At 68.2% G+C, this 19481-nt stretch carries 22 protein-coding genes and 1 pseudogene; 7 read left to right on the forward strand and 16 right to left on the reverse strand.

What is annotated here, in order from left to right:
* Window positions 1-465: 465 nt before the first annotated feature.
* From ACESMO_RS03065 to selD, 3 genes are read right to left on the reverse strand one after another with little or no spacing between them, the layout of a single operon-like run.
* The gene (locus tag ACESMO_RS03065; RefSeq protein WP_372706711.1) at window positions 466-1770 is read right to left on the reverse strand and encodes a dicarboxylate/amino acid:cation symporter; all 1305 of its coding nucleotides are present in this window, start codon (window positions 1768-1770) and stop codon (window positions 466-468) included.
* A gap of 9 nt (window positions 1771-1779) precedes the next feature.
* Window positions 1780-2844 (reverse strand): tRNA 2-selenouridine(34) synthase MnmH, encoded by a 1065-nt coding sequence (gene mnmH, locus ACESMO_RS03070; protein ID WP_372706712.1) that lies wholly within the window; start codon window positions 2842-2844, stop codon window positions 1780-1782.
* A 1-nt stretch (window position 2845) separates the two neighbouring features.
* Window positions 2846-3892 carry a selenide, water dikinase SelD gene (selD, locus tag ACESMO_RS03075; protein ID WP_372706713.1) on the reverse strand — a complete coding sequence of 349 codons (1047 nt, stop codon included), beginning with the start codon at window positions 3890-3892 and terminating at the stop codon, window positions 2846-2848.
* 102 nt (window positions 3893-3994) lie between these two features.
* Between selD and ACESMO_RS03080 the strand changes: the two genes are divergently transcribed.
* The 5 genes from ACESMO_RS03080 (at window position 3995) to ACESMO_RS03100 (ending at window position 6785) form a co-directional block, all read left to right on the forward strand.
* Entirely contained in the window at window positions 3995-4204 is a 210-nt protein-coding gene (locus tag ACESMO_RS03080; protein ID WP_372706714.1) for a cysteine protease, read from the forward strand.
* A gap of 61 nt (window positions 4205-4265) precedes the next feature.
* Window positions 4266-4931, forward strand: coding sequence for a glutathione S-transferase family protein (locus tag ACESMO_RS03085; RefSeq protein WP_372706715.1), 666 nt, complete (start codon window positions 4266-4268; stop codon window positions 4929-4931).
* A 42-nt stretch (window positions 4932-4973) separates the two neighbouring features.
* Complete coding sequence (locus tag ACESMO_RS03090) at window positions 4974-5189, forward strand: hypothetical protein (RefSeq protein ID WP_372706716.1); 216 nt, start codon at window positions 4974-4976, stop codon at window positions 5187-5189.
* A gap of 133 nt (window positions 5190-5322) precedes the next feature.
* Window positions 5323-5796: a transcription elongation factor GreA gene (greA, locus tag ACESMO_RS03095; protein WP_372706717.1), complete on the forward strand. Its 474-nt coding sequence runs from the start codon at window positions 5323-5325 to the stop codon at window positions 5794-5796.
* The gene (locus tag ACESMO_RS03100; protein ID WP_372706718.1) at window positions 5787-6785 is read left to right on the forward strand and encodes a mitochondrial fission ELM1 family protein; all 999 of its coding nucleotides are present in this window, start codon (window positions 5787-5789) and stop codon (window positions 6783-6785) included. Before greA ends, ACESMO_RS03100 begins: the two co-directional genes overlap by 10 nt.
* Window positions 6786-6911: 126 nt before the next feature.
* Here ACESMO_RS03100 and ACESMO_RS03105 read toward each other — a convergent pair whose 3' ends face one another.
* Entirely contained in the window at window positions 6912-7196 is a 285-nt protein-coding gene (locus ACESMO_RS03105; protein WP_372706719.1) for a hypothetical protein, read from the reverse strand.
* A 182-nt stretch (window positions 7197-7378) separates the two neighbouring features.
* Between ACESMO_RS03105 and trxB the strand changes: the two genes are divergently transcribed.
* Window positions 7379-8386, forward strand: coding sequence for a thioredoxin-disulfide reductase (gene trxB / locus ACESMO_RS03110; RefSeq protein ID WP_372706720.1), 1008 nt, complete (start codon window positions 7379-7381; stop codon window positions 8384-8386).
* Window positions 8387-8415: 29 nt separating this feature from the next.
* Here the strand turns inward: trxB and ACESMO_RS03115 are convergent, their stop codons facing one another.
* The 4 genes from ACESMO_RS03115 to ACESMO_RS03130 form a co-directional block, all read right to left on the reverse strand.
* On the reverse strand, window positions 8416-9603 hold the full coding sequence (locus ACESMO_RS03115; protein WP_372706721.1) for a cell wall hydrolase: 1188 nt from the start codon (window positions 9601-9603) through the stop codon (window positions 8416-8418).
* 95 nt (window positions 9604-9698) lie between these two features.
* Complete coding sequence (locus ACESMO_RS03120; RefSeq protein WP_372706722.1) at window positions 9699-10178, reverse strand: Dps family protein; 480 nt, start codon at window positions 10176-10178, stop codon at window positions 9699-9701.
* A 149-nt stretch (window positions 10179-10327) separates the two neighbouring features.
* On the reverse strand, window positions 10328-10690 hold the full coding sequence (locus ACESMO_RS03125; protein WP_372706723.1) for a DUF6481 family protein: 363 nt from the start codon (window positions 10688-10690) through the stop codon (window positions 10328-10330).
* A gap of 160 nt (window positions 10691-10850) precedes the next feature.
* Complete coding sequence (locus tag ACESMO_RS03130) at window positions 10851-11027, reverse strand: hypothetical protein (protein ID WP_372706724.1); 177 nt, start codon at window positions 11025-11027, stop codon at window positions 10851-10853.
* A gap of 403 nt (window positions 11028-11430) precedes the next feature.
* Here ACESMO_RS03130 and ACESMO_RS03135 point away from each other — a divergent pair, with 403 nt between their 5' ends.
* Window positions 11431-12597 (forward strand): cell wall hydrolase, encoded by a 1167-nt coding sequence (locus ACESMO_RS03135; protein ID WP_372706725.1) that lies wholly within the window; start codon window positions 11431-11433, stop codon window positions 12595-12597.
* Window positions 12598-12616: 19 nt separating this feature from the next.
* Here the strand turns inward: ACESMO_RS03135 and ACESMO_RS03140 are convergent, their stop codons facing one another.
* From ACESMO_RS03140 to ACESMO_RS03175, 8 genes and pseudogenes are all read right to left on the reverse strand, one after another.
* The gene (locus ACESMO_RS03140) at window positions 12617-12832 is read right to left on the reverse strand and encodes a hypothetical protein (protein ID WP_372706726.1); all 216 of its coding nucleotides are present in this window, start codon (window positions 12830-12832) and stop codon (window positions 12617-12619) included.
* Window positions 12833-12986: 154 nt separating this feature from the next.
* Complete coding sequence (gene nadC / locus ACESMO_RS03145; protein WP_372706727.1) at window positions 12987-13832, reverse strand: carboxylating nicotinate-nucleotide diphosphorylase; 846 nt, start codon at window positions 13830-13832, stop codon at window positions 12987-12989.
* 4 nt (window positions 13833-13836) lie between these two features.
* Window positions 13837-15351 carry an L-aspartate oxidase gene (locus ACESMO_RS03150; RefSeq protein WP_372706728.1) on the reverse strand — a complete coding sequence of 505 codons (1515 nt, stop codon included), beginning with the start codon at window positions 15349-15351 and terminating at the stop codon, window positions 13837-13839.
* Window positions 15348-16193, reverse strand: a complete 846-nt coding sequence (locus ACESMO_RS03155) for a metalloprotease (protein ID WP_372706729.1) — start codon at window positions 16191-16193, stop codon at window positions 15348-15350. Before ACESMO_RS03155 ends, ACESMO_RS03150 begins: the two co-directional genes overlap by 4 nt.
* A 109-nt stretch (window positions 16194-16302) precedes the next feature.
* Complete coding sequence (gene nadA, locus ACESMO_RS03160; protein WP_372706730.1) at window positions 16303-17382, reverse strand: quinolinate synthase NadA; 1080 nt, start codon at window positions 17380-17382, stop codon at window positions 16303-16305.
* A gap of 85 nt (window positions 17383-17467) precedes the next feature.
* Window positions 17468-18007, reverse strand: coding sequence for a methylated-DNA--[protein]-cysteine S-methyltransferase (locus ACESMO_RS03165; RefSeq protein WP_372706758.1), 540 nt, complete (start codon window positions 18005-18007; stop codon window positions 17468-17470).
* A gap of 93 nt (window positions 18008-18100) precedes the next feature.
* Window positions 18101-18193 (reverse strand): annotated as a pseudogene (locus tag ACESMO_RS03170) (hypothetical protein); the annotation flags it as partial.
* Window positions 18194-18376: 183 nt separating this feature from the next.
* Window positions 18377-19477 carry a hypothetical protein gene (locus ACESMO_RS03175; RefSeq protein ID WP_372706731.1) on the reverse strand — a complete coding sequence of 367 codons (1101 nt, stop codon included), beginning with the start codon at window positions 19475-19477 and terminating at the stop codon, window positions 18377-18379.
* Between the last annotated feature and the right edge of the window lie 4 nt (window positions 19478-19481).

The raw sequence follows: 19481 nt of genomic DNA on the forward strand, positions 1-19481 counted from the left end.
ACAGCGGGAAATATGGCTTGATCCGACGCATCTGCTTGTTCGTCAGCCAAAACAGATCACTCATGACAGGCTCCTCCTGCCACCAGTGAATCAGATCGCCACGACCGTGTGAATCCCTTTAATGGGTCCTGAGCCTAGCTAAACATCGCCCTGCCCAAATCGATGCCGATCCCTACTCCCACCGCGCCCGCAAACATCCAGACAGCGCCAACAGCACTGCACGTGAGGAGCCACTTCAACTGCTTCGAGCTGGCAATCCATCGACCCTGCCGTAATCAGTCGATGTCCGCAACGCATCGCGAATCGAAATTGGGATCATACCGGGATGCGGACTTTCAGCGGACTCCTGTGTCGGCACCAATCCACCCGGGTCCAGACTCAATTGAAGGTGAGCGATAATCAACGGCCCATCCATCTCCGCTCGTCCCCGCTGTCGCAGGGATGAGCGGTTATCGAGGACGGACCTTAGATGCCCGCAGCCGCCTCATCATCGGCCTCCGCATCCCGCCCCTCGACCATCCGGGCCGCCGCCAGGTCGGCGGTGACGTTGCCGACGGTGCGGAAGATGTCGGGCACCACCTCGACCGCCAGCAGCAGGGGCAGGACCTCCAGCGGCAGGCCCATGGCCAGGGCGATGGGGGCGATGGAGGCGAAGAACGAAACCTGACCGGGCAGGCCGACCGTGCCGACGCTGATGGCCAGGGCCGTGACCGCGCCGGCCAGCAGCACGCCGGGCGACAGGGCGATGCCATACAGGTGGGCGACGTAGATGCAGACGGCCAGGTTGGCGACGGTCGAGGTGATGCGGAACACCGCCACCGCCAGCGGCAGGATCAGTCCCGCCGTCGCCTGGGAGACGCCCAGCGCGTTTGTCGCCCGATCCACCATGGCCGGCAGGCAGGCTAATGACGACTGGGTCGAGACGGCGACCACCTGCACCGGAGCCACGCCGCGCGCGAACCGCGCCAGACCGATCCGACCGAAAATCACGGCGACCACATAAGTCAGCAGGATCAGGCCGATCAGCGCCAGCGACACGATGGCGATGTAGTGGCCCAGCACCCCTGCGGCCCCCAGCCCGGCCCTCAGGCCGACGCCGAGCGCCAGGGCGAAGACGCCCACAGGCGCGGCCAGCAGGACCCAGTGGACGATGACGATCATGGTCTCGGCCACCGCCTCGAAGAAGACGGTCAGCGGCTGGCGCAGCCGGGCCGGCAGGCGGGTGGTGGCGAAGCCGAAGACGATGGCGAAGACGACGATGCCGAGGATGGCGTCTTCCGTCGCGGCGCGGATGAGATTGGCCGGGGCCAGGCTGGTCAGGAAGGCCACGAAGCCGCCTCCGCCTCCGCCGCCGACGTTGTCGCGCACCGCCGCGTCCCCGGCAGCGCCCGCCAGCAGCAGACGGCCGCCCTCCGGATCGATCGGCCAGATCGCGTGCAGGCCCATCGAGGCGAGGATGCCGTAGACGGTCGCACCAACCAGCAGCAGGGCGAAGATCACCACCGCCTTCAACGCCACCCGCCCCGTCGCGGCGGCGTCGGCGATGGAGGCGATGCCGGTCACCAGCAGGCTGAACACCAGCGGAATGATCGTCATGCGCAGGGCGTTGAGCCACAGCTGGCCCACACCGTCGATCATCGCCACCGCGCCGGTCCCGCCCGGAATGCCGTAAGCCTGCGCCGCCGCACCGGCGGCCAAGCCGGCGGCCAGGGCGAGGAGCACCCGGACGCTGAGCGAGGAAAACAGGGCGGCGGTGCGGGATTGGGTCATGCGGCGAAGCTAGGCCGGGCGCGCGGTGCGGTCGAGACTCGAAACGACGGTCCGGGCGGCCTGCTCAAGCGCGGGGTCGGTCAGGTCGGGGAGCGCGATCCGCGCCAGTACGGCGCGGTCCCTCACGCTACCGGTCCGGGCATAGGACGGATCGTAGTGCGCCGCGATCAGCAGCTCGACCAGGGTGGCGATCTCGCCCCGGGCCGCCAGGTCCCGCCAGCCCGATATGACCGCCTTGGCATGATGCCGCGGCAGGCGGGTCAGGGCGTGGTCCAGCGCGACCCGGTCGGCGGCGATGTCGGCATAGGTCGACACGATGTGGCGCACCCGCGCCTCCAGCGGCACCGTGATCTCGATCACGGGCGCGCTGGTCATGGCGGCCCAGAGCGAAGGGGGCACGACGCGCGCGCCGATCTTGCTGCTTTCGGCCTCGACGACGACGGGACGGTCCGGGTCGAGCCGAGCGAGCGCTTCGTGCAGCCGGGTCTCGAACCCCTTCTGCGACGGCTGTCCGCCGGGCATGGCCCCGAACAGCGAGCCGCGATGCCCGGCCAGCGCCTCCAGATCGAGGACCTGAACACCCTGCGCGGCCACGGCCTCCAGCAGCGCCGTCTTGCCCGAGCCCGTCGGGCCGTCCAGCAGCGTCAGTCGATGCGGCAGCGGCGCGTCATAGAGGCCGGCCTTCACCTGTCGCCGCCAGGTCTGGTAGCCGCCGTCCAGCACGGTCACCCCCCAGCCGACCTGGTCCATCACCGCCGCCATGGCCCCCGACCGCTGTCCGCCGCGCCAGCAGTAGATCAAGGGCTGGAACGACCCGTCACGATCGCCCAGCGCCCCCTCCAGATGGGCGGCGATGTTGCGCGCCACCCTGGCCGCGCCGGTCCGGCGGGCGAGGAATTTGGAGCCCCTGACGAATTCAGTGCCGACCTCGGCCCGTTCGGCGTCGTCCAGAACCGGCAGGTTGATCGCGCCGGGCAGGTGGTCCTCGGCGAACTCGCCGGGACTGCGCACGTCGATGACGGCGTCGAAGGCATCGCGATCGGCCGCTGACAGGTCCGTGGTCCGGCGGATCATCTCAGACGACCCGGACGCGGCCCGGCCCCTCGACCAGCCGGCCGACGATCCGCGACTGGTCGAAGCCGTCGGCGCGCGCCTCGGCCAGCAGGGCCCGGGCCTGATCGGCGGCGACGGCGATCAGCAGGCCGCCCGAGGTCTGGGGATCGGTCAGCAGGTCGCGCGCCGCGTCCGCAAGGCCTGCGGGCAGGTCGACGTCCTCGCCGTAACCGGCCCAGTTGCGCGTCGAGGCCCCGGTTCGCACACCCTCGGACAGCAGCGTCTCGACCCCCGGCAGGACGGCCGCCGCGCCCTGCGTCAGCTCGACCGTCAGGCCTGACCCGCGCGCCATCTCCAGCGCGTGACCCAACAGGCCGAAGCCGGTCACGTCGGTGACGGCGTGCACGCCCGTCCGTCCGGCCAGCCGCGCGCCCAGGGTATTCAACTGCGTCGTCGAGCCGATCAGGGCGGCATAGCCCGCCTCGCCCAGCCGCGCCTGCTTGAAGGCTGCGCTCAGCACCCCGACGCCCAGGGCCTTGGTAAGGATCAGGACGTCCCCCGCCCGCGCGCCGCGATTGGTCAGGACCTGATCCGGATGCACCAGCCCCAGCGCCACCAGACCGTAGATCGGCTCGACGCTGTCGATGGAATGACCCCCGGCGACCGGCACACCCGCCGTGGCGCAGACGCTGGTCCCGCCCTGCAGGATGCGGCCGATGGTCTCGACCGACAGGGTCGCCACCGGCATGCCGACCAGGGCCAGGGCGAAGATCGGCGTCGCCCCCATGGCATAGACATCGGACAAGGCATTGGTCGCCGCGATCCGTCCGAAGTCGAACGGGTCATCGACCACCGGCATGAAGAAATCCGTGGTCGCCACCAGCGCCTGCTGGTCATTCAGCCGCCACACCGCCGCGTCGTCGCTGGTCTCGGTCCCGACCATCAGATCAGCGAAGGGTCCGGCCAGCGGCATCCCCTTCAGGATGTCGCGCAGCACCGCCGGGGCCAGCTTGCAGCCGCAACCGCCGCCATGGGCGAGCGAGGTCAGGCGGGGCTCAAGGGTGGTCATGGGGCGGGTGTGGGCGAAATAGCGGTGGAACTCAACCGCCGGGCGGTGTCCACTGAACCGTTCCCCGTGCCGTCCGTTTCAGTGTGTCAACCGGAGACCGCCATGCCCTTTTCCAAACTCGCGACCCTGATCGGCGGCCTGTTGCTCAGCAGGGGCGGGCGGCGCATGGCCGGCCGCCACGCCGGCAAGCTGGCTCTGGCGACTCTGGCCTGGCAGCTATGGGAACAGCGTCAGGCGGCGAAGAAGCCGGGTGCCCCGCCGCAGGGCCCCGCCGCCCACCCGCGCCGCCGCTGGAGCGGGCGCCGGGTCTGAAATCGCTGGACCGCCCTCGCGTCAACCGCGCTAACTGGCCGGGTACAGCGGAGGCAAGGCCATGATCACCGTCCATCATCTGAACGACTCGCGGTCGCAGCGCATTCTGTGGCTGCTCGAGGAACTGGGCGAGCCCTATGAGGTGAAACGCTATCAGCGGGACGCCAGAACCATGCTGGCGCCGCCCGAGTTGCGCGCGATCCATCCGCTGGGCAAGTCGCCGGTGCTCGACGACGGAGCGGCCTGCGTCGCCGAGACCGGGGCCATCATCGAATACCTGCTGGAAACCCATCCGGGCTCGGGTCTGCGCCCCGCAACGGGTTCGGCGCAGGGACGCCGGTTCACCTACTGGCTGCACTATGCCGAGGGGTCGGCGATGACGCCGCTGCTGCTCAAGCTGATCTTCGCGGCCATTCCCAAACGGGTCCCCTTTCTGGCCCGTGGCGTGGCCAGAGGGATATCGAAGGGCGTAGGGGCCAATCTGATCGATCCCCAGATCGCCGCCCATACCGCCTGGTGGGAAGCCGAGCTGACGAAATCCGAATGGTTCGCCGGCGACGACTTCTCGGCCGCCGACATCATGATGAGCTTTCCCGTCGAGGCGGCGGGCAGCCGTGTCGGTTACGGAGATGACAAGCCCCGGCTCAAGGCCTTCCTGACGGCAATCCACGCCCGGCCGGCGTATCAACGCGCCCTGGAGCGCGGCGGACCCTATGCCTACGCATGACGAATGGACGAAACCCTCGCGACCCGCGCGCGTTGAGCGCCCATGCGTTTCAAGACAGTTCAAGTCATCGCCGCCCTGACGGCCGCCGTCGCCTTCATCCTGGCCTTCATGTCCGCAGGGATTTTTCTCGTCTCCAGCCTGTTCATGGCCGTAGGGTTGTTGGCCGTCGGCTGGTTGGCCTGGAGCCTCGTCCGCCGTATCAAACTGTGGGGGGACATTCAGCAGATTCGCGAACGGCGGCGCAAACGCGCCACATAACGCCATTCTGTTTGCGCGCCTTGCCCCTTGAACCTTGGGGCCAGACGCCCTACCCTCTTTGGCCGGTCGCGAGCGCCCAGCGACCTTGGCGTCATCAGAACCTCTAGCGGGCGAAGCAAGAAACTCACGACATATGGAAAAAGTGCCGATGACGGCCGGGGGCTACCGTGTCCTCGACGACCAGCTGAAGCAATTGAAGTCCGTGGAGCGGCCAAGCGTGATCGCGGCCATCTCGGAAGCGCGTGAGCATGGCGATTTGTCCGAGAACGCCGAATATCACGCGGCCAAGGAACGGCAGGGCTGGATCGAAGGCCAGATCGCCGACATCGAGGACAAGATCAGCCGCGCTCAGGTCATCGACGTCTCCAAGCTGTCCGGGGACCAGGTGAAATTCGGTGCCACGGTCACCGTGGTGGACGAGGACACCGAGGAAAAGGGCCGCTACCAGATCGTCGGCGAACACGAGGCCGACGTGAAGCAGGGCAAGGTTTCCGTGGCTTCGCCGATCGCGCGCGCCATGATCTCCAAGTCCGTCGGCGACGTGGTCGAGGTCAACACCCCCGGCGGTGTCAAGGCCTATGAGATTCTCAAGGTCGAGTGGAAATAGGCTCCCGAACGGGCCCGCTCTCCATCTGGGTCGTCTCCGACGGCCGGGCCGGCATGGAAAATCAGGCGCTGGGGCTGGCGGAAGCCGTCCAGCGCCTTTTTCCGTCCGGGATAACGGTCAAGCGCATCCGCTGGCGCAAGGCGTTCGACAAATGGCCCTCGGCGCTGAAGGCGGCATGGATGCTAGACCCGTCGTCCGACACCGTGACACCGGCACCCGGCCAGGCCTGCCCCGACCTGTGGATCGCCACCGGCCGTGCGACCCTGCCGCTGTCGGCCACTGTGCGCTACCGCTCGGGTGGCAAGACCCTGGTGGTTCAGACCCAGGACCCGCGCTGGCGCAACGCCGCCTATGACCTGATCGTCGCCCCGGCGCATGATCGCGTCGTCGGGCCCAATGTCCTGTCGATCACAGGGTCGCCTCACAGGGTGACGCCCGAACGGCTGGCCGAGGGTGCAGCGGCGTTCGCCGACCCCTTGGCCGCCCTGCCCCGCCCACGCGTCGCCGCACTGATCGGCGGACGCTCAAAGGCGTTCGACCTGACCGCGACGCACGCCGCCGAGCTCGCGGATCAGATCGCCCGCGCCGTCGAGGCGGCGGGCGGATCGCTGATGCTGACCTTCTCTCGCCGGACGCCCGAGGCGGCGAAGGCGGCGATGACGGCCCGGCTGTCCCACCTGCCGGGAATGATCTGGGATGGCGAGGGTCCGAACCCCTACTTCGCCTTGCTGAAATTTGCCGACCACATCCTGGTCACCGAGGACAGCGCCAACATGGCCGCCGAGGCCGCCTCGACCGGCGCACCGGTGCACATCCTGCCGATGATCCCGCTGAAGCCTGCGGGCAAGTTCGAGCGTCTGCACGCCGACTTGCGCGAGCGCGGTGCCGCGCGCCCGTTCAACGGATCACTGGATGCCTGGACCTATGCGCCGCTGAACGAAACCGACGGCGCGGCGCATGCCGTTCTGGAGCGTCTTGCGGTCCGCTGACGGCTCTCCGGCGGCGCCAGCGACGCTTTGCCCCGATCCTGCGAGATGGTCCTACCCAAATTTGATTAGATCCAAGCTTCGGCGAGATCGAAGGGTGCACAAATGCAGAACGGCGGTCCGTAGTTGTCAGTCGCGGCCGCCGTCCGAGCCGCCATCCGAGCCGCCATCCGATCCCTGGGCGTCGGTGTCCTTGTTGCGCCCGCCGCCGTCCGAGGCATGTGTCGTCCCGCCGTCCGAACCGTCGCGCCTGGCTTTCGCCTTCGCGCCCGCATCCAGCGCCACGCCTGTGCCGACGCCGATGGCGATGCCCAGGCTTATGCCCAGCGCCAGACTGTCGAGCGCGAGTCCCACAGCCGCCCCGATGGTTACGCCCAGTGCCGCTCCGATGCCGATGAAGCTCCGTCCCTGCATGATCGTCTCCCTGTGGGTGAGGTTGAACCTAGACCATTTTTGCTTCAGGTCGAATCGTCCTGACTCCAAAAAAAGGTCTGGAATCAGGCTGGAGTGAAATCCGGGTCTTGATGGACTTCATACAGCCAGACCGATTTAGCTCTGGCATCGCCACGGGCGGAATCACTCCCTAAATAGGGTCCATGAGCACTCCCCGTACCGTCCGCATCGCCATCATCGGATCCGGCCCCGCCGGCTGGACCGCCGCCATTTACGCCGCGCGCGCCATGTTGAGCCCGGTCATCATCGCCGGCCTGCAACCGGGCGGCCAGCTGACCATCACCACCGACGTCGAAAACTACCCCGGCTTCGCCGACGTCATCCAGGGCCCCTGGCTGATGGACCAGATGCGCGGCCAGGCCGAGCACGTCGGGACCGAGGTGATCGAAGACATCGTCGTCTCCGCCGACCTGTCGCGGCGGCCCTTCAGGCTGAAACTGGACAGCGGCACCGAGCTGCTGGCCGAGACGGTGATCATCTCCACCGGTGCCCAGGCCAAATGGCTGGGTATCGAGAGCGAGGCGAAATACCAGGGCTTCGGCGTCTCGGCCTGCGCCACCTGCGACGGCTTCTTTTATCGCGGCAAGGACGTGATCGTCGTCGGCGGCGGCAACACCGCCGTCGAGGAGGCGCTGTTCCTGACCAAATTCGCCGCCAAGGTCACCGTCGTCCACCGCCGCGACGAATTCCGCGCCGAACGCATCCTGCAGGACCGGCTGTTCTCGAACCCCAAGGTCGAGGTCATCTGGGACAGTGCCGTCGACGAAATCCTGGGGGCCACACAGGACGGCGGCGTCAACGTCACCGGGGCGCGGCTGAAGAACGTCAAGACCGGCGAGACCCGCCACGTCGCCGCCGACGGTGTCTTCATCGCCATCGGCCACGCCCCGTCATCGGACCTGTTCACCGGTCAGCTGGAGATCAAGACCGGCGGCTATCTGGTGGTCAAGCCCGGCACGTCGGCCACGGCCATCGAGGGCGTCTGGGCGGCGGGTGACGTGACTGACGACATCTACCGTCAAGCGGTCACGGCCGCAGGCATGGGCTGTATGGCCGCGCTGGAGGCGGTCCGATTCCTGGCCGAGCAGGATCACAAGGCCGCCGGCCACCCGATCAGCCACAAAGAGGCAGAAAAGATCGGCGTCTGGTAGGCGGTCGGACTTATCCGAACAGCTGAAGCTCAGGACGCCGGTCGGCCCACTTCTTCAACCGCCATCGGCGTCGCGCCGGGGACGGCGACGGGTGCCGGCTGCGAAGGCGACGCCGGTGTTTCGAAGGCTGCCAGACGCTCGTTGATAGCAGCGATATCGGTGGCCGACGCCTGACGCCGACCGCCCAGCGAGGCCAAGCCGACCACGCGGGTCTGGCCGTCGATCTCGACCGTGCGCATGACGCTCTCGCCGTTGGCGACGGCCTCGGCCAGCGCCATCCGGGAGGCGGCGGCGGAGGCGATCTGCAGGCGGGGGCGCGAGAAGCGGGCCTCGTCGATGATCGGCTCACGACCCGCATAGGCCTGACGGAAGGCGGCAGGCTCTCCATAGACGCCCTTCCAGCGATAGAAGATGTGCGCCCCGATCTGGGTCAGCTTGCCCAGCGTCGGCGACCACCAGGGATGAACGTAGTCGGCGTGATAGTGGGTCGCGGTCCCGACCGCCGTGGCCACCTTGCCGGCCAGCGCCCGCTCGGCGACCGACTTCGCCCGGTTCCAGGCCCAGGCGACGGGGGCCTGGCTCAGGCTGCCGTCGCAGGTGAAGCTGAACTGGCAGCCGGTGACCCGCGCGGCGCCCTGGAACACCACGCCGCAGACGCTGTTGGCGTAGTTCGGGTCGCGGATCCGGTTCAGGATGACCTGCGCCACGGCTTCCTGGCCGGCCGTCGGTTCCAGCGCCGCTTCGTAATAAATGGCCTGGGTCAGACAACGCATGGCGCGGCGGCGATCCGCCTCGGTCGCGGGCTTGAACGGGAAGGGTCGGGCGACACGCAACAGGTTCGAAGCGTTCGGCGTCGCCGCGTTCCGCATATGGGCCTCAAGACCCGAGGCGCCGAGATCCAGCGAGGGCTTGCCGCCCAGGGTCAGACTTTCCCAACCCGGGGTCAGGCCATAGAGGGCGGCCTGGCGATCACCCGGCGAGTGACGGACGGCGATGGCCAATTGAGACGGGTCCATGCGCGCCGTGATGGCCGCCAGCCCCTCGGCTCCCAGTCGACCGTCGGTCAGGAGGCGTACGGCCTCAGCTCGGGCGTCGATCTCGGGACGGGGCGTCGAACTGGCGGCCATGGCGACGCCGAAGGCGGCGAGCGCCGCCGGCGCGGCGGCTGCGAACCGGCGTGACGTCTTCAGCAACCGTGTCCAGTCGATGTCGGCCAATCCACAACTCCCAGCCCCGGCATGCCGCACCGGATGGCTCTTCTATCCCCGAAGCGGGGCGCTTTTCAGGCCGAAAAACGCCGTGAGGTCAAGCCTCAACGCCCACCGAGGGTCGATCGCAGCATCCAGGCGAATTTTTCATGCGCGGCGAGGCGCTGGGTCATCAGATCGGCCGAGGCCTCGTCGCCGGCTCCGGCGGCGGCCTCCAGCGCCTTGCGCGTGGTGGCGATCAGCGTCTCGTGGTCCTGCATCAGTTCCTTGAGCATGGCGGTCGCCTCCTTCTCGGGATCGCCGTCCTTGATCGCGGTCAGGTTGCCGAAACCGGAGAAGCTCTGCGGGGCCAGCACGCCCAGGGCGCGGATACGTTCGGCGATGTCGTCCAGCGCGGCCCAGATCTCGCGGTACTGCTGCTCAAGCAGATTGTGGAAGCTGAAGAACTCCGGCCCCCGGACGTTCCAGTGGTAGCCATGCGTCTTCAGATAGACGGCGAAGCTGTCGGCCAGGACCTTGGTCAGTTCCTGGGCCACGTCGGCGCGCTCGGTCTTGGTCAGGCCGGTGTCGATGGTCGCTATCATGAGGAGATCCTGTGCTGTTCAATGGCGTCGACCCGCGCAGTCAGGACGGTGCGGGCTCTAATCCGGGAGCGCCGTCGCATTGACCGCGAAGGGTGACGTATGAACACCAGTCGTCACGATGCGTTGCATCGCGCCGCGGCGGAGGTCGATCAGCGCGTGCGCGCCTTGCGGGCGGCGTAGCGCTGGTCGCGCGCGGTCTTCTGCTCTTCCTTGGTGAGTTGCTTGCGCTCCTTGCGGGCGGCGCGCTTCTCGGCCTCGACGGCTTCCACCGCTTCCCGTTGGGCGTCCGCGCGCGCGCCGTCTGCCTCGGCCTTCACGCGCTTGGTTTCGGCCTTCACCAGTTCGTGTTGCTGGCGCAGGGCGTCTTTCTCGGCGGCGCGCTTGGCGGCCAGGCGGTCGAACTCGGGGTCCTGCACGGCGGGCTTGGGCTTGAAGCGGGCGAGCAGGGCCTTCTTGGCCTCCTGCTGGGTGGTCAGGCGATCGGTGAAGCCGGTTTGTTTAAGATCTCTCATGCGGGAAGTCGTCGATGTCCTTGATCGTTTTGAAGCGCGCCGGAAGCGCGGGCGAGCGGCGCTCAACCTGATGCGGGTCGGCTAACCCCATATGGAGACCAAAATCAAGATCGCGGGGCGATGAAAACCGTTTCGCCTCGCAATCAGGACTTCAGATGTGTCACTTGGGCTTGGCCAGGGCCGCGCCGGCGACCCCGCCCACGACCGCGCCGACAGGTCCGGCGACGACCGCACCCGCGACCGCGCCGGTTGCGGCTTTTTCCGAGCGGGTGGTGCCGCAGGCGGCGACCGAAGTCAGCGCGGCGGCGACGAACAGAGCGATGGCGAGGCGTTTCATGACGGACTCCTGTGTTTGCATTGGCCGGAACGCCGCGGACATCGCGCGGTTCCGGCTCGCCTTTCAGGGGAAGTCGACGCGATCGTTTCGAGCCACATAAAGACAATACAAGTCGGCTTGATAAGTGACCCTTTAATGACCTTGCGAACGGATTATGTCCTCCAATGATTAGTGGATACAGTTCTCGCTCGATAGACTTTTAAATTAGACGCATATTATGAGCGCCTTAACTTCAAGACCCATTGGCGACAGCACGCGATGTTGCGTCGCACCCGAATCTTGCGAATCAACCACATTGGCGCCATAAACGGCTGGCTTAAGGCGCGTCCTTTGATGACCCGGTCGTTCGCCGACCATCGATCTTTACGCGGCAGGCCCGCGACGTTGAATCCCACGGGATGGAATGCGTCGCCCCCCCCCGCGAGACTATCCGGGGGCGGCATTGCGCCCCGCTGAATGGACCGAGCCCTTGTCGAACGCCTCGCAATCGCGCGTGACCTCCCCTGCCGACCGCAAAGCCAAGATCCGGCCTGCGACGGCTGCGGCGACCTTCGGCGCATTGTTGGGATTGGCGATCGGCTGCGCCTATCTGGGTGGAACCGCGGCGAAGGCGACGACCGTGCGGGCCCAGGCCGAGCGCATCGACGGCGCGACCGCAGCGGGGTTCACCGAAGAAGCCTTGGCGGCCGCCGCCGGCGGTCTGGACGAAAGCGCCCTGGCCATCGCGCGCCGCCATGATCCCTACACCGTCGCCGGCTCGGCCCAGCGCGATCGTCAGTCCGAATTGATGACCGCGCGTCTGGAACAGCTGCGTGGCCAGTCCGCCGAAACCCATCTTCGCCGCGTCAGCCTGACCGGCCCCGTGGCCGCCCAGCCATTCCGCCTCGGCGGCGCGCTGGACGCCTCGCGCGATCTCGAATGCCTGACCCAGGCCGCCTATTATGAAGCCCGCGGCGAAGGTCGCGACGGCATGAGGGCCGTGGCCCAGGTGGTCCTGAACCGCGCCCGCCACACCGCCTTCCCCAAAAGCGTCTGCGGTGTCGTTTACCAAGGCGCGGAACGCCGCACGGGCTGCCAGTTCAGCTTCACCTGCAACGACTCCATGCGCTCGAGGGTCAACTCCACCGCCTGGAACCGGGCCCGCGACGTAGCCTCGGCGGCCCTGTCCGGCGCGGTTTACAGCGCGGTCGGCAACGCTACTCATTTCCACACCACCGGCGTCTCGCCTTCGTGGCGGCATTCGCTACAGCGCGTGAATCAGGTTGGCGTCCACATCTTCTACCGCTTTGGCGGTCGCTCGGGTTCCAGCGCGGCCTTCTCCTACGCCGCCCGCCCGTCGAACCACGCCGACGAACCGCGCCTGATCCAGGCCAGTCTTGATCCCTCAGGCCCGGTGCGCGAAGCAGGGGCCATTGCCTACACGCTGTTGGTTCCCCAGAACCCGGGTCGCGCCGCGCCCGAAGCCGCTATCGCCGCGCCGACGGCGAGGGTTGAAGTCGCAACTCCCGTCGCCCCGGAAACCATCACCGTTCCGATGGCGTCTTCGGCCGGTACGTCGCCCTCGACCTGATCGTCACATTCCCGAAAGCTCAGCGTCCACGACCCTTCCACTGATTGGTCAGGTTCTGCTTGAGATTGCCGAACCGGCCCTGTTGATCCAGGTTGACGTCGGCGTCGCCGGGCTGACCGGTCTGAATCTCGGTCTCAAGATCGCGGCGGTCGGTGTTGGCGGCGTCCTCGACGGATTTGCCGCCCTTGTCGGCGTCGCTGCGCTGTCCCTTGGGAACGCGGGGAGCGTGGGTCATTGAAGTCTCCTTCCTTGACCCGATTAACCCCCGGCGCGCCTGTAGCGTTCCTTGGAGCGGGTTCGGTTTTGGACGCGACGCGTCCGAACCCGCATTTCGCTCCAGGATCATGTTGGAGCCTGATTCACGGCATCAGTGGCGTTCGCTGGATCGCTCAGCGCGCGTCCAGGCCGATGTCCAGCACAGGTGCCGAATGGGTCAGGGCACCGACGGAAATCACGTCCACGCCCGTCTCCGCGATGGCGCGGACCGTCTCCAGACTGACCCCGCCGGACGCCTCCAGCGTGACCTGGCCGGCGACCCGTTTCACGGCCTCGCGCAGCATGTCGAGCGTGAAATTGTCCAGCATGATCACGTCTGGACCCTCCGCAAGGGCCTGATCCAGCTGATCCAGCCCGTCGACCTCGACCTCGATCTTCATCAGGTGACCGACGGCGGCCCGGGCGGCGCGAACGGCCTGGGCCACGCCGCCACACACGGCCACGTGGTTGTCCTTGATCAGAATGGCGTCGTCCAGACCGAAGCGGTGATTGACGCCGCCGCCGCAGAGCACCGCATGCTTCTCCAGCGCGCGCAGGCCGGGCGTGGTCTTGCGAGTGTCGGCGATGCGCGCCCGCGTCCCGGCCACGGCGTCCACATAGGCGCGGGTCAGGGTGGCGATGCCGCTCAGGCGCCCCAGCAGGTTCAAGGCCGTCCGCTCCGCCGCCAGAAAGGCGCGGGCGTCGGCCTCGGCCTCGACCAGAACGGCCCCCGCCTCGAAGACGTCGCCGTCGCGCAGCCGCGGCTCGATCCTCGCATCCGGGTCCATGGCCAGCAGGCTCAGCCGGACGCAGTCCACGCCCGCCAGCACGCCGGCCTTGCGCGCGACGAAGGCCGCCTTCATTCGCGCGCCCTCGGGAACGCAGGCCGCAGCCGTGACGTCGCCGGCGCGGCCCAGATCCTCGGCCAGGGCCATGCGCACAATCGGTTCGACCAGCAGGTGCGGGAGCGGTCGGAGCATCGGCCTATGCCGTGACGAGAAGGGCGGGGGCGGCGACGTTCAGGCTCAGCCGGGTGTGCCGCGCCGCGTCAGCGGTCGCCGGATAGTCACGCCTGAAATGGCCGCCCCGGCTCTCGCGCCGGGCCAGAGCCCCCTCGGCGATCAGGCGCGCGGCGATCAAGGGTAGAGCGCCCGGCGCGCGCACTTCCAGGGTGGAGATCAAGGCCAACGCCCGCTGCAGACCCGCCGCGTCGCGTACGACGCCGACGTCGGCGCTCATCGTCTCGCGCAGGTTCTGCAGATCGTCGGCCTCCATGTCTGGTGGATTGGCGACCGGGGACGTCGAGCCGCCGATGCCGCCTTCCCCGGCCGCCGCGCGACCGGTGCGCCGCCCGAAGGCCGCCGCCTCGAGCAAGGAGTTGGACGCCAGCCGGTTGGCCCCGTGCACCCCGGTCGCGGCGCATTCGCCGACCGCGAACAGCCCCGGCAGCGTCGTGCGCCCGTCCGGTCCGGCGGCGATCCCGCCCATGTGATAGTGCGCCGCCGCCGCCACCGGGATGGGAGAGACCCTGGGGTCCAGCCCGGCTCGCATGCAGGCGGCGAAGACGGTGGGGAAGGCGTGGGGGAATTCTTCGCCGATGGCGGCGCGCGCGTCGAGAAACGCGCCGCGGCCTTCGGCGCGCGCGGCATGCACAGCGCGGGCCACCACGTCGCGCGGTTGCAGGTCGGCGTCCGGCGCGGCACCCAGCAGGAAGGCGCCATCGCGGTCGATCAACCTCGCGCCCTCGCCGCGCAACGCCTCGGTGGCCAGCGGCATGGGGTCGAGGCCGACGTCGATGGCGGTGGGATGGAATTGGACGAACTCGGGATCCACGATCTCGGCCCCGGCGCGCCAGGCCAGCGCCAGACCTTCGCCCAGCAGGGCGGCGGGCGTGGTCGTCTGACCATACAGTCCACCGGCCCCGCCGGTCGCCAGCACCACGGCCGAAGCCGTCACCTCGACCAGTCCGCCGGCGCGCGCGATCAGCACCCCCCGGACCCGGCCCGTTTCATCCCGCAGCAGGCCACGCAGCCGTCCGTCTTCCCAGACCTCGACATGGGCCGAGGCGCGGACCGCCATGACCAGGGCCGACAGGATGGCCCGCCCGGCACCGTCGCCGCCGACGCGCGCGACCCGGGCCCGCGAGTGGGCGGCCTCGAGGCTGACGGCGAACCCGCCCCCGGCGTCGCGGTCGAACGGCGCGCCCAGCGCCGCCAGCCATTCGACCGTGGCGCGGCCGTCCTCGGTCAGGGCGCGGGTGGCCTTTGCGTCGACCAGTCCCGCACCGGCCGCGACAGTGTCGGCCGCATGCAGGGCGGGCGCGTCGGCGTCGGAAAGCGCGGCCGCCACGCCGCCCTGGGCCCAGGCCGAGGAGCAGGCCTCCAGCAACGGCGCGGGTGTCACGACCAGAACCTTGCGCGGCGCCGCCGCCAGCGCGGCCGAAAGCCCCGCCAGCCCGCCACCCACGATCAGGGGTCCGTCATGACGGATACGGTTCAACGGCCGAACCCGAAATAGCTCGCGCCCAGTGCCAGCGCCTCGCCCACGGATCCCGTCACGGGCATCAGCCCGGCCAGACCCACGGCCGCGCAGGCCGTGGCGGTCACCACAAACAGGACGACGCTGCGACCCGCCTCGGGCCAGGTCAGCGGACAACCGTCCGGCCGCCACGCCCCGCGAAGCAGGTGGCCGAACAGGGCCAGCGCCAGGAAGGCCGCGAAGATGTAGGCGCCGTTGGTGATGCCCCAGAACACCACCAGCACGCCGATGGCGACCATGGCGGCCTTCTCGACCATCGGGTGGATCAGGGCCAGCACGGGACCCAACGCCTTTGACCCGTCCAGCGGCGGCGCCGGGGCGAGGTTGACCAGATTGATCAGGGCGATGGCGAACACGCCCTGCAGCCACATCCCCTGCCCCGTGCCGAGGAACAGGGCGAAAAAGGGAATGGCCGCCAGCAGGCCGAACGCCGGCCCGGCCAGAGACACCAGCACGCCGTGCCATTCGCTGGCCGGCAGGCGCTGGCTCTTGGCCACGCCGCCCAGGAAAGGAATGATGTAGATGCGGGCCGGTCCCATGCCGAGCTTGTTCATCGCCAGCACGTGGCCGTACTCATGCACCAGCAGGCCCCAGACGGCGGCGACCGCGATGACCCAGCTGCCGGAGATGAACCAGATGAAGCCGCCCAGAAGCAGGGTGGAGATCACGGCCCAGACCGGCTTCTGACCCTTGTCCAGCGGCGGCTCATCGGCCTGCGGGCGGGCGATCTCTCGCTCGACCGGCGCGGCGGGCGGCAGGCCGTCCCAAGGACCGGGGCGGCGGGTTCGGTCTGTGTCTGTCATCGCGGTGACGTGGCCTTTTCCGACCGCGGCCACAAGGCCGGCAGGGCGAGAAGCCGCAGGCTTTTCGGCTCCAGGCCGGCCACGATACGGACGGGGGAAACAGAGTGCATCAGATCAGCTCCACCGCCACGTGGTGCTTTGCCTTGACCAGGTCGTACCGGGCCGGGATCGCGGGCGGCGGCAGGTCGATCATCCGCTGCACGGCCAGACGCGCGCGCTCGGCCATCTCTTCCGGCACCGTCACCTCGAACTGCATGTGCAGCAGGGCGTCGCGGATGTTCTCCAGCGTGATCCGCTTCATATAGGGGCAGAGGTTGCACGGGCCGATGAAGCTGACCTCTGGCGCGTCGCCCTGGATGTTCGCCGCCATCGAGCATTCGGTCAGCAGCACCACCTGCCTGGGCTTGTTGGCGGCGATATAGTCCGTCAGCGCCGCGGTCGATCCGGCGAAGTCCGACGCCGCCAGAACGTCCTCGGGGCATTCCGGATGGGCCAGGATTTCGGCCCCGGGATACGCCGCCCGCATCTCGGCGATGTCCGCGGCGGTGAACCGCTCGTGCACGATGCAGCGGCCCTTCCAGGCGATGATGCCGACGTGGGTCTGGGCCGCGACGTTGCGCGCCAGGAATTCGTCGGGGATCAATATGACCCGGTCGACACCCCATTCCTTTGCCGCCCACTCCACCACCTGCACGGCGTTGGCGCTGGTGCAGCAGATGTCGGTCTCGGCCTTCACGTCGGCCGTGGTGTTGACATAGGTCACCACCGGCAGGCCCGGATAGCGCTGCTTGATCAGCCGCACGTCCTCCCCCGTGATCGACTCGGCCAGCGAACAGCCGGCCTTCAGATCGGGAATCAATACGGTCTTGTCGGGCGACAGGATCTTGGACGTCTCGGCCATGAAATGCACGCCCGCCTGAACGATCACCCTGGCCTTCGACCGCGCCGCCTCCTTGGCCAGGCCGAGGCTGTCGCCGACATAGTCGCCGACGCCGTGGAATATCTCCGGCGTCATATAGTTGTGGGCCAGAATGACGCCGTCACGCTCCTTCTTCAGCGCGTTGATTTCGTGGATCAGCCGGGCCTGATCCGGCCACTCCATGGGGGTGACGTGATCCTTGACCTTGGCCCAGACCGGCGCGGTTTCCCGCTCCAGTGCCTTCGACAAGCCAAACATGCCGTCCGCCATCTCGCTCTTCCTCCACTTATGCTCAAAGTTAGCATAAGTCGGAGTGAATGTAGGCCGGTCGTCGGAAAACGCAAGCGGCTGAAGTTCACTTGCGAGTGCGAGCCGTCGCTGAACCCTGTTCATGAGCCAGCAGCCAGCGCTTCCTTTCCAGCCCGCCGGCATAGCCGGTCAGCATCCCGTTCGCCCCGATCACGCGGTGGCACGGCACGATGACCGCGATCGGGTTCTGACCGTTGGCCAGCCCTGCCGCCCGCACGGCCCTCGGCGCGCCGATGGCCGCCGCCAGCTGGCCATAGCTGCGCGTCTCGCCCGCCGGGATGGCCCTTAGCGCCGCCCAGACCGTCCGCTGGAAGACCGTGCCGCCAGTCCTGACCACGACGCTGTCTAGCGCCCGCAGGTCGCCGCCGAAATAGGCCTCGACCGCCGTGCGGACCGCTTCCGGTGCCCGCCCATCGACGAGTGCCGCGCCCGGCGCATGGCGATGAAGCAGCCGCGTCATCCGTTCTTCATAGTCCTGGAAATCGAGCGCCCTGACGGCGCCGTCCATGTCGGTGACCAGCAGCACCTCGCCGACCGGCGTGGCGACCCGGTCCAGGGTCAGGGTTTCAGGCTGCGCGTTTGGCATCGCACTTCTCCATCCGTTCCAAGGCGACGCCTGTGAGTCCCGCTTCGGCGTCCGCGCCGGACAGACCGGGCGGCAGTAGATGCCCGTGGTCTTCGCACAGCCGAAGAACCGCCCGTCGAACCGCGCGTCACGGGTCAACACTGCGCGGTAACAGGCCTCCTGATCCAGTTGAGCGGCGTCTTCCATGACCGCAGAATGGCCCCGGCGTCGCCGGATGTCTCGCGGTTTTCGGACATGACTAATCCTCCCCCACCGGGGGGAGGGGGACCGCCCCACGGGTGGTGGAGGGGGCCGGCCCCAAACGCCGGTGACTGGAGTGAGCCCCCTCCACCGCTTCGCGGTTCCCCTCCCCCGTCGGGGGAGGAACGCTTACCCCCGCGCCAGCCGCCAGAGGTTTACGCAGACGTTGACGATCAGGCTGATCGCCGAGAGGGCCAGCGCCCAGGTCATGACCATCGACAGGCTCGACGCTACGCCCACCAGATCGCGGGTGCCGTCGCCCAGCGTGCGCATGGTATCGAAGTCCAGCATGACCCAGTCGCCGGCGATGCGGGCGGTCTCGCCCTCGCGGCTCAGGGTGAACCAGTGGCCGGCCTCGACGATGACCCAAGTCAGCCACAGGCCCGCGACCGCAAGCCCGATCTGCGCCAGCGCCCGCATCCGGACCGCATAGGGGCGAAACAGGCTGGTCAGGTCGACCGACATCTGGATCAGGGCATAGGCCAGGATCGGAACGAACAGGGTCGTCCAGATCGGCGTGGGTGTCACCGTCGCATCGGCGCCCGCCACGGTGACCTTCATCAGCCCCGGGAAGTTCAGGACCCCGATCCACCACAGCGCGAACATGCCGACGGCGATGAACGAGAACAGATACTCTGCGCCCGGCCAGGCCTTCGCCCGGGCTTTCGGCATCCAGGTCGCCTTCGCCGTCTTCGTTCCGGCCAGTGACGCGCCCCATGCCCCAGGATCGGCCAAGCCGAAAGCACCCAGATCCTTCACCCGCCATTTGGTCAGGAAGGTCGGCCGGATGCCCTGATGCTCGAAAATGGCGGCCGCCAGGGTGGCAAAGCCGATCAGCGTCAGACCCGCTCCGAAGAAGCCATGAAACGCCTGGGCGATGTCCTGGCCAAAATTCCCGGACCCGCTGACGAGCTGCACCAGCAGTCCCAGGGCAAAGACAGCCCCCAGCACCATCAGTCCCGCCTTCACCCCGAACAGCCAGTAGGGAAACAGCTCCGGCCCGACCAGCGAGTCCGGACCCTTGCGGTAGCGTGTCGCCACGACCAGCGGATGGCCGATCTCGCGCAGGATGGCCTCCTGCTCGTCCCCGGTCAGGGCGCGGCCCAGCTCCTCTTCCTTGGCCTCGAACCGGCTCAGGATCAGGTCGCGCAGTTCGGCGGTGATGTCGGCCCGTTCGTCCTGCGGCAGTTGCGCAGCGACGGCGTTCAGATAGCGATCAATCAGGTCCATTTCG

The organism is Brevundimonas sp. (assembly GCF_041688735.1).
In the GTDB taxonomy this organism is placed as follows: domain Bacteria; phylum Pseudomonadota; class Alphaproteobacteria; order Caulobacterales; family Caulobacteraceae; genus Brevundimonas.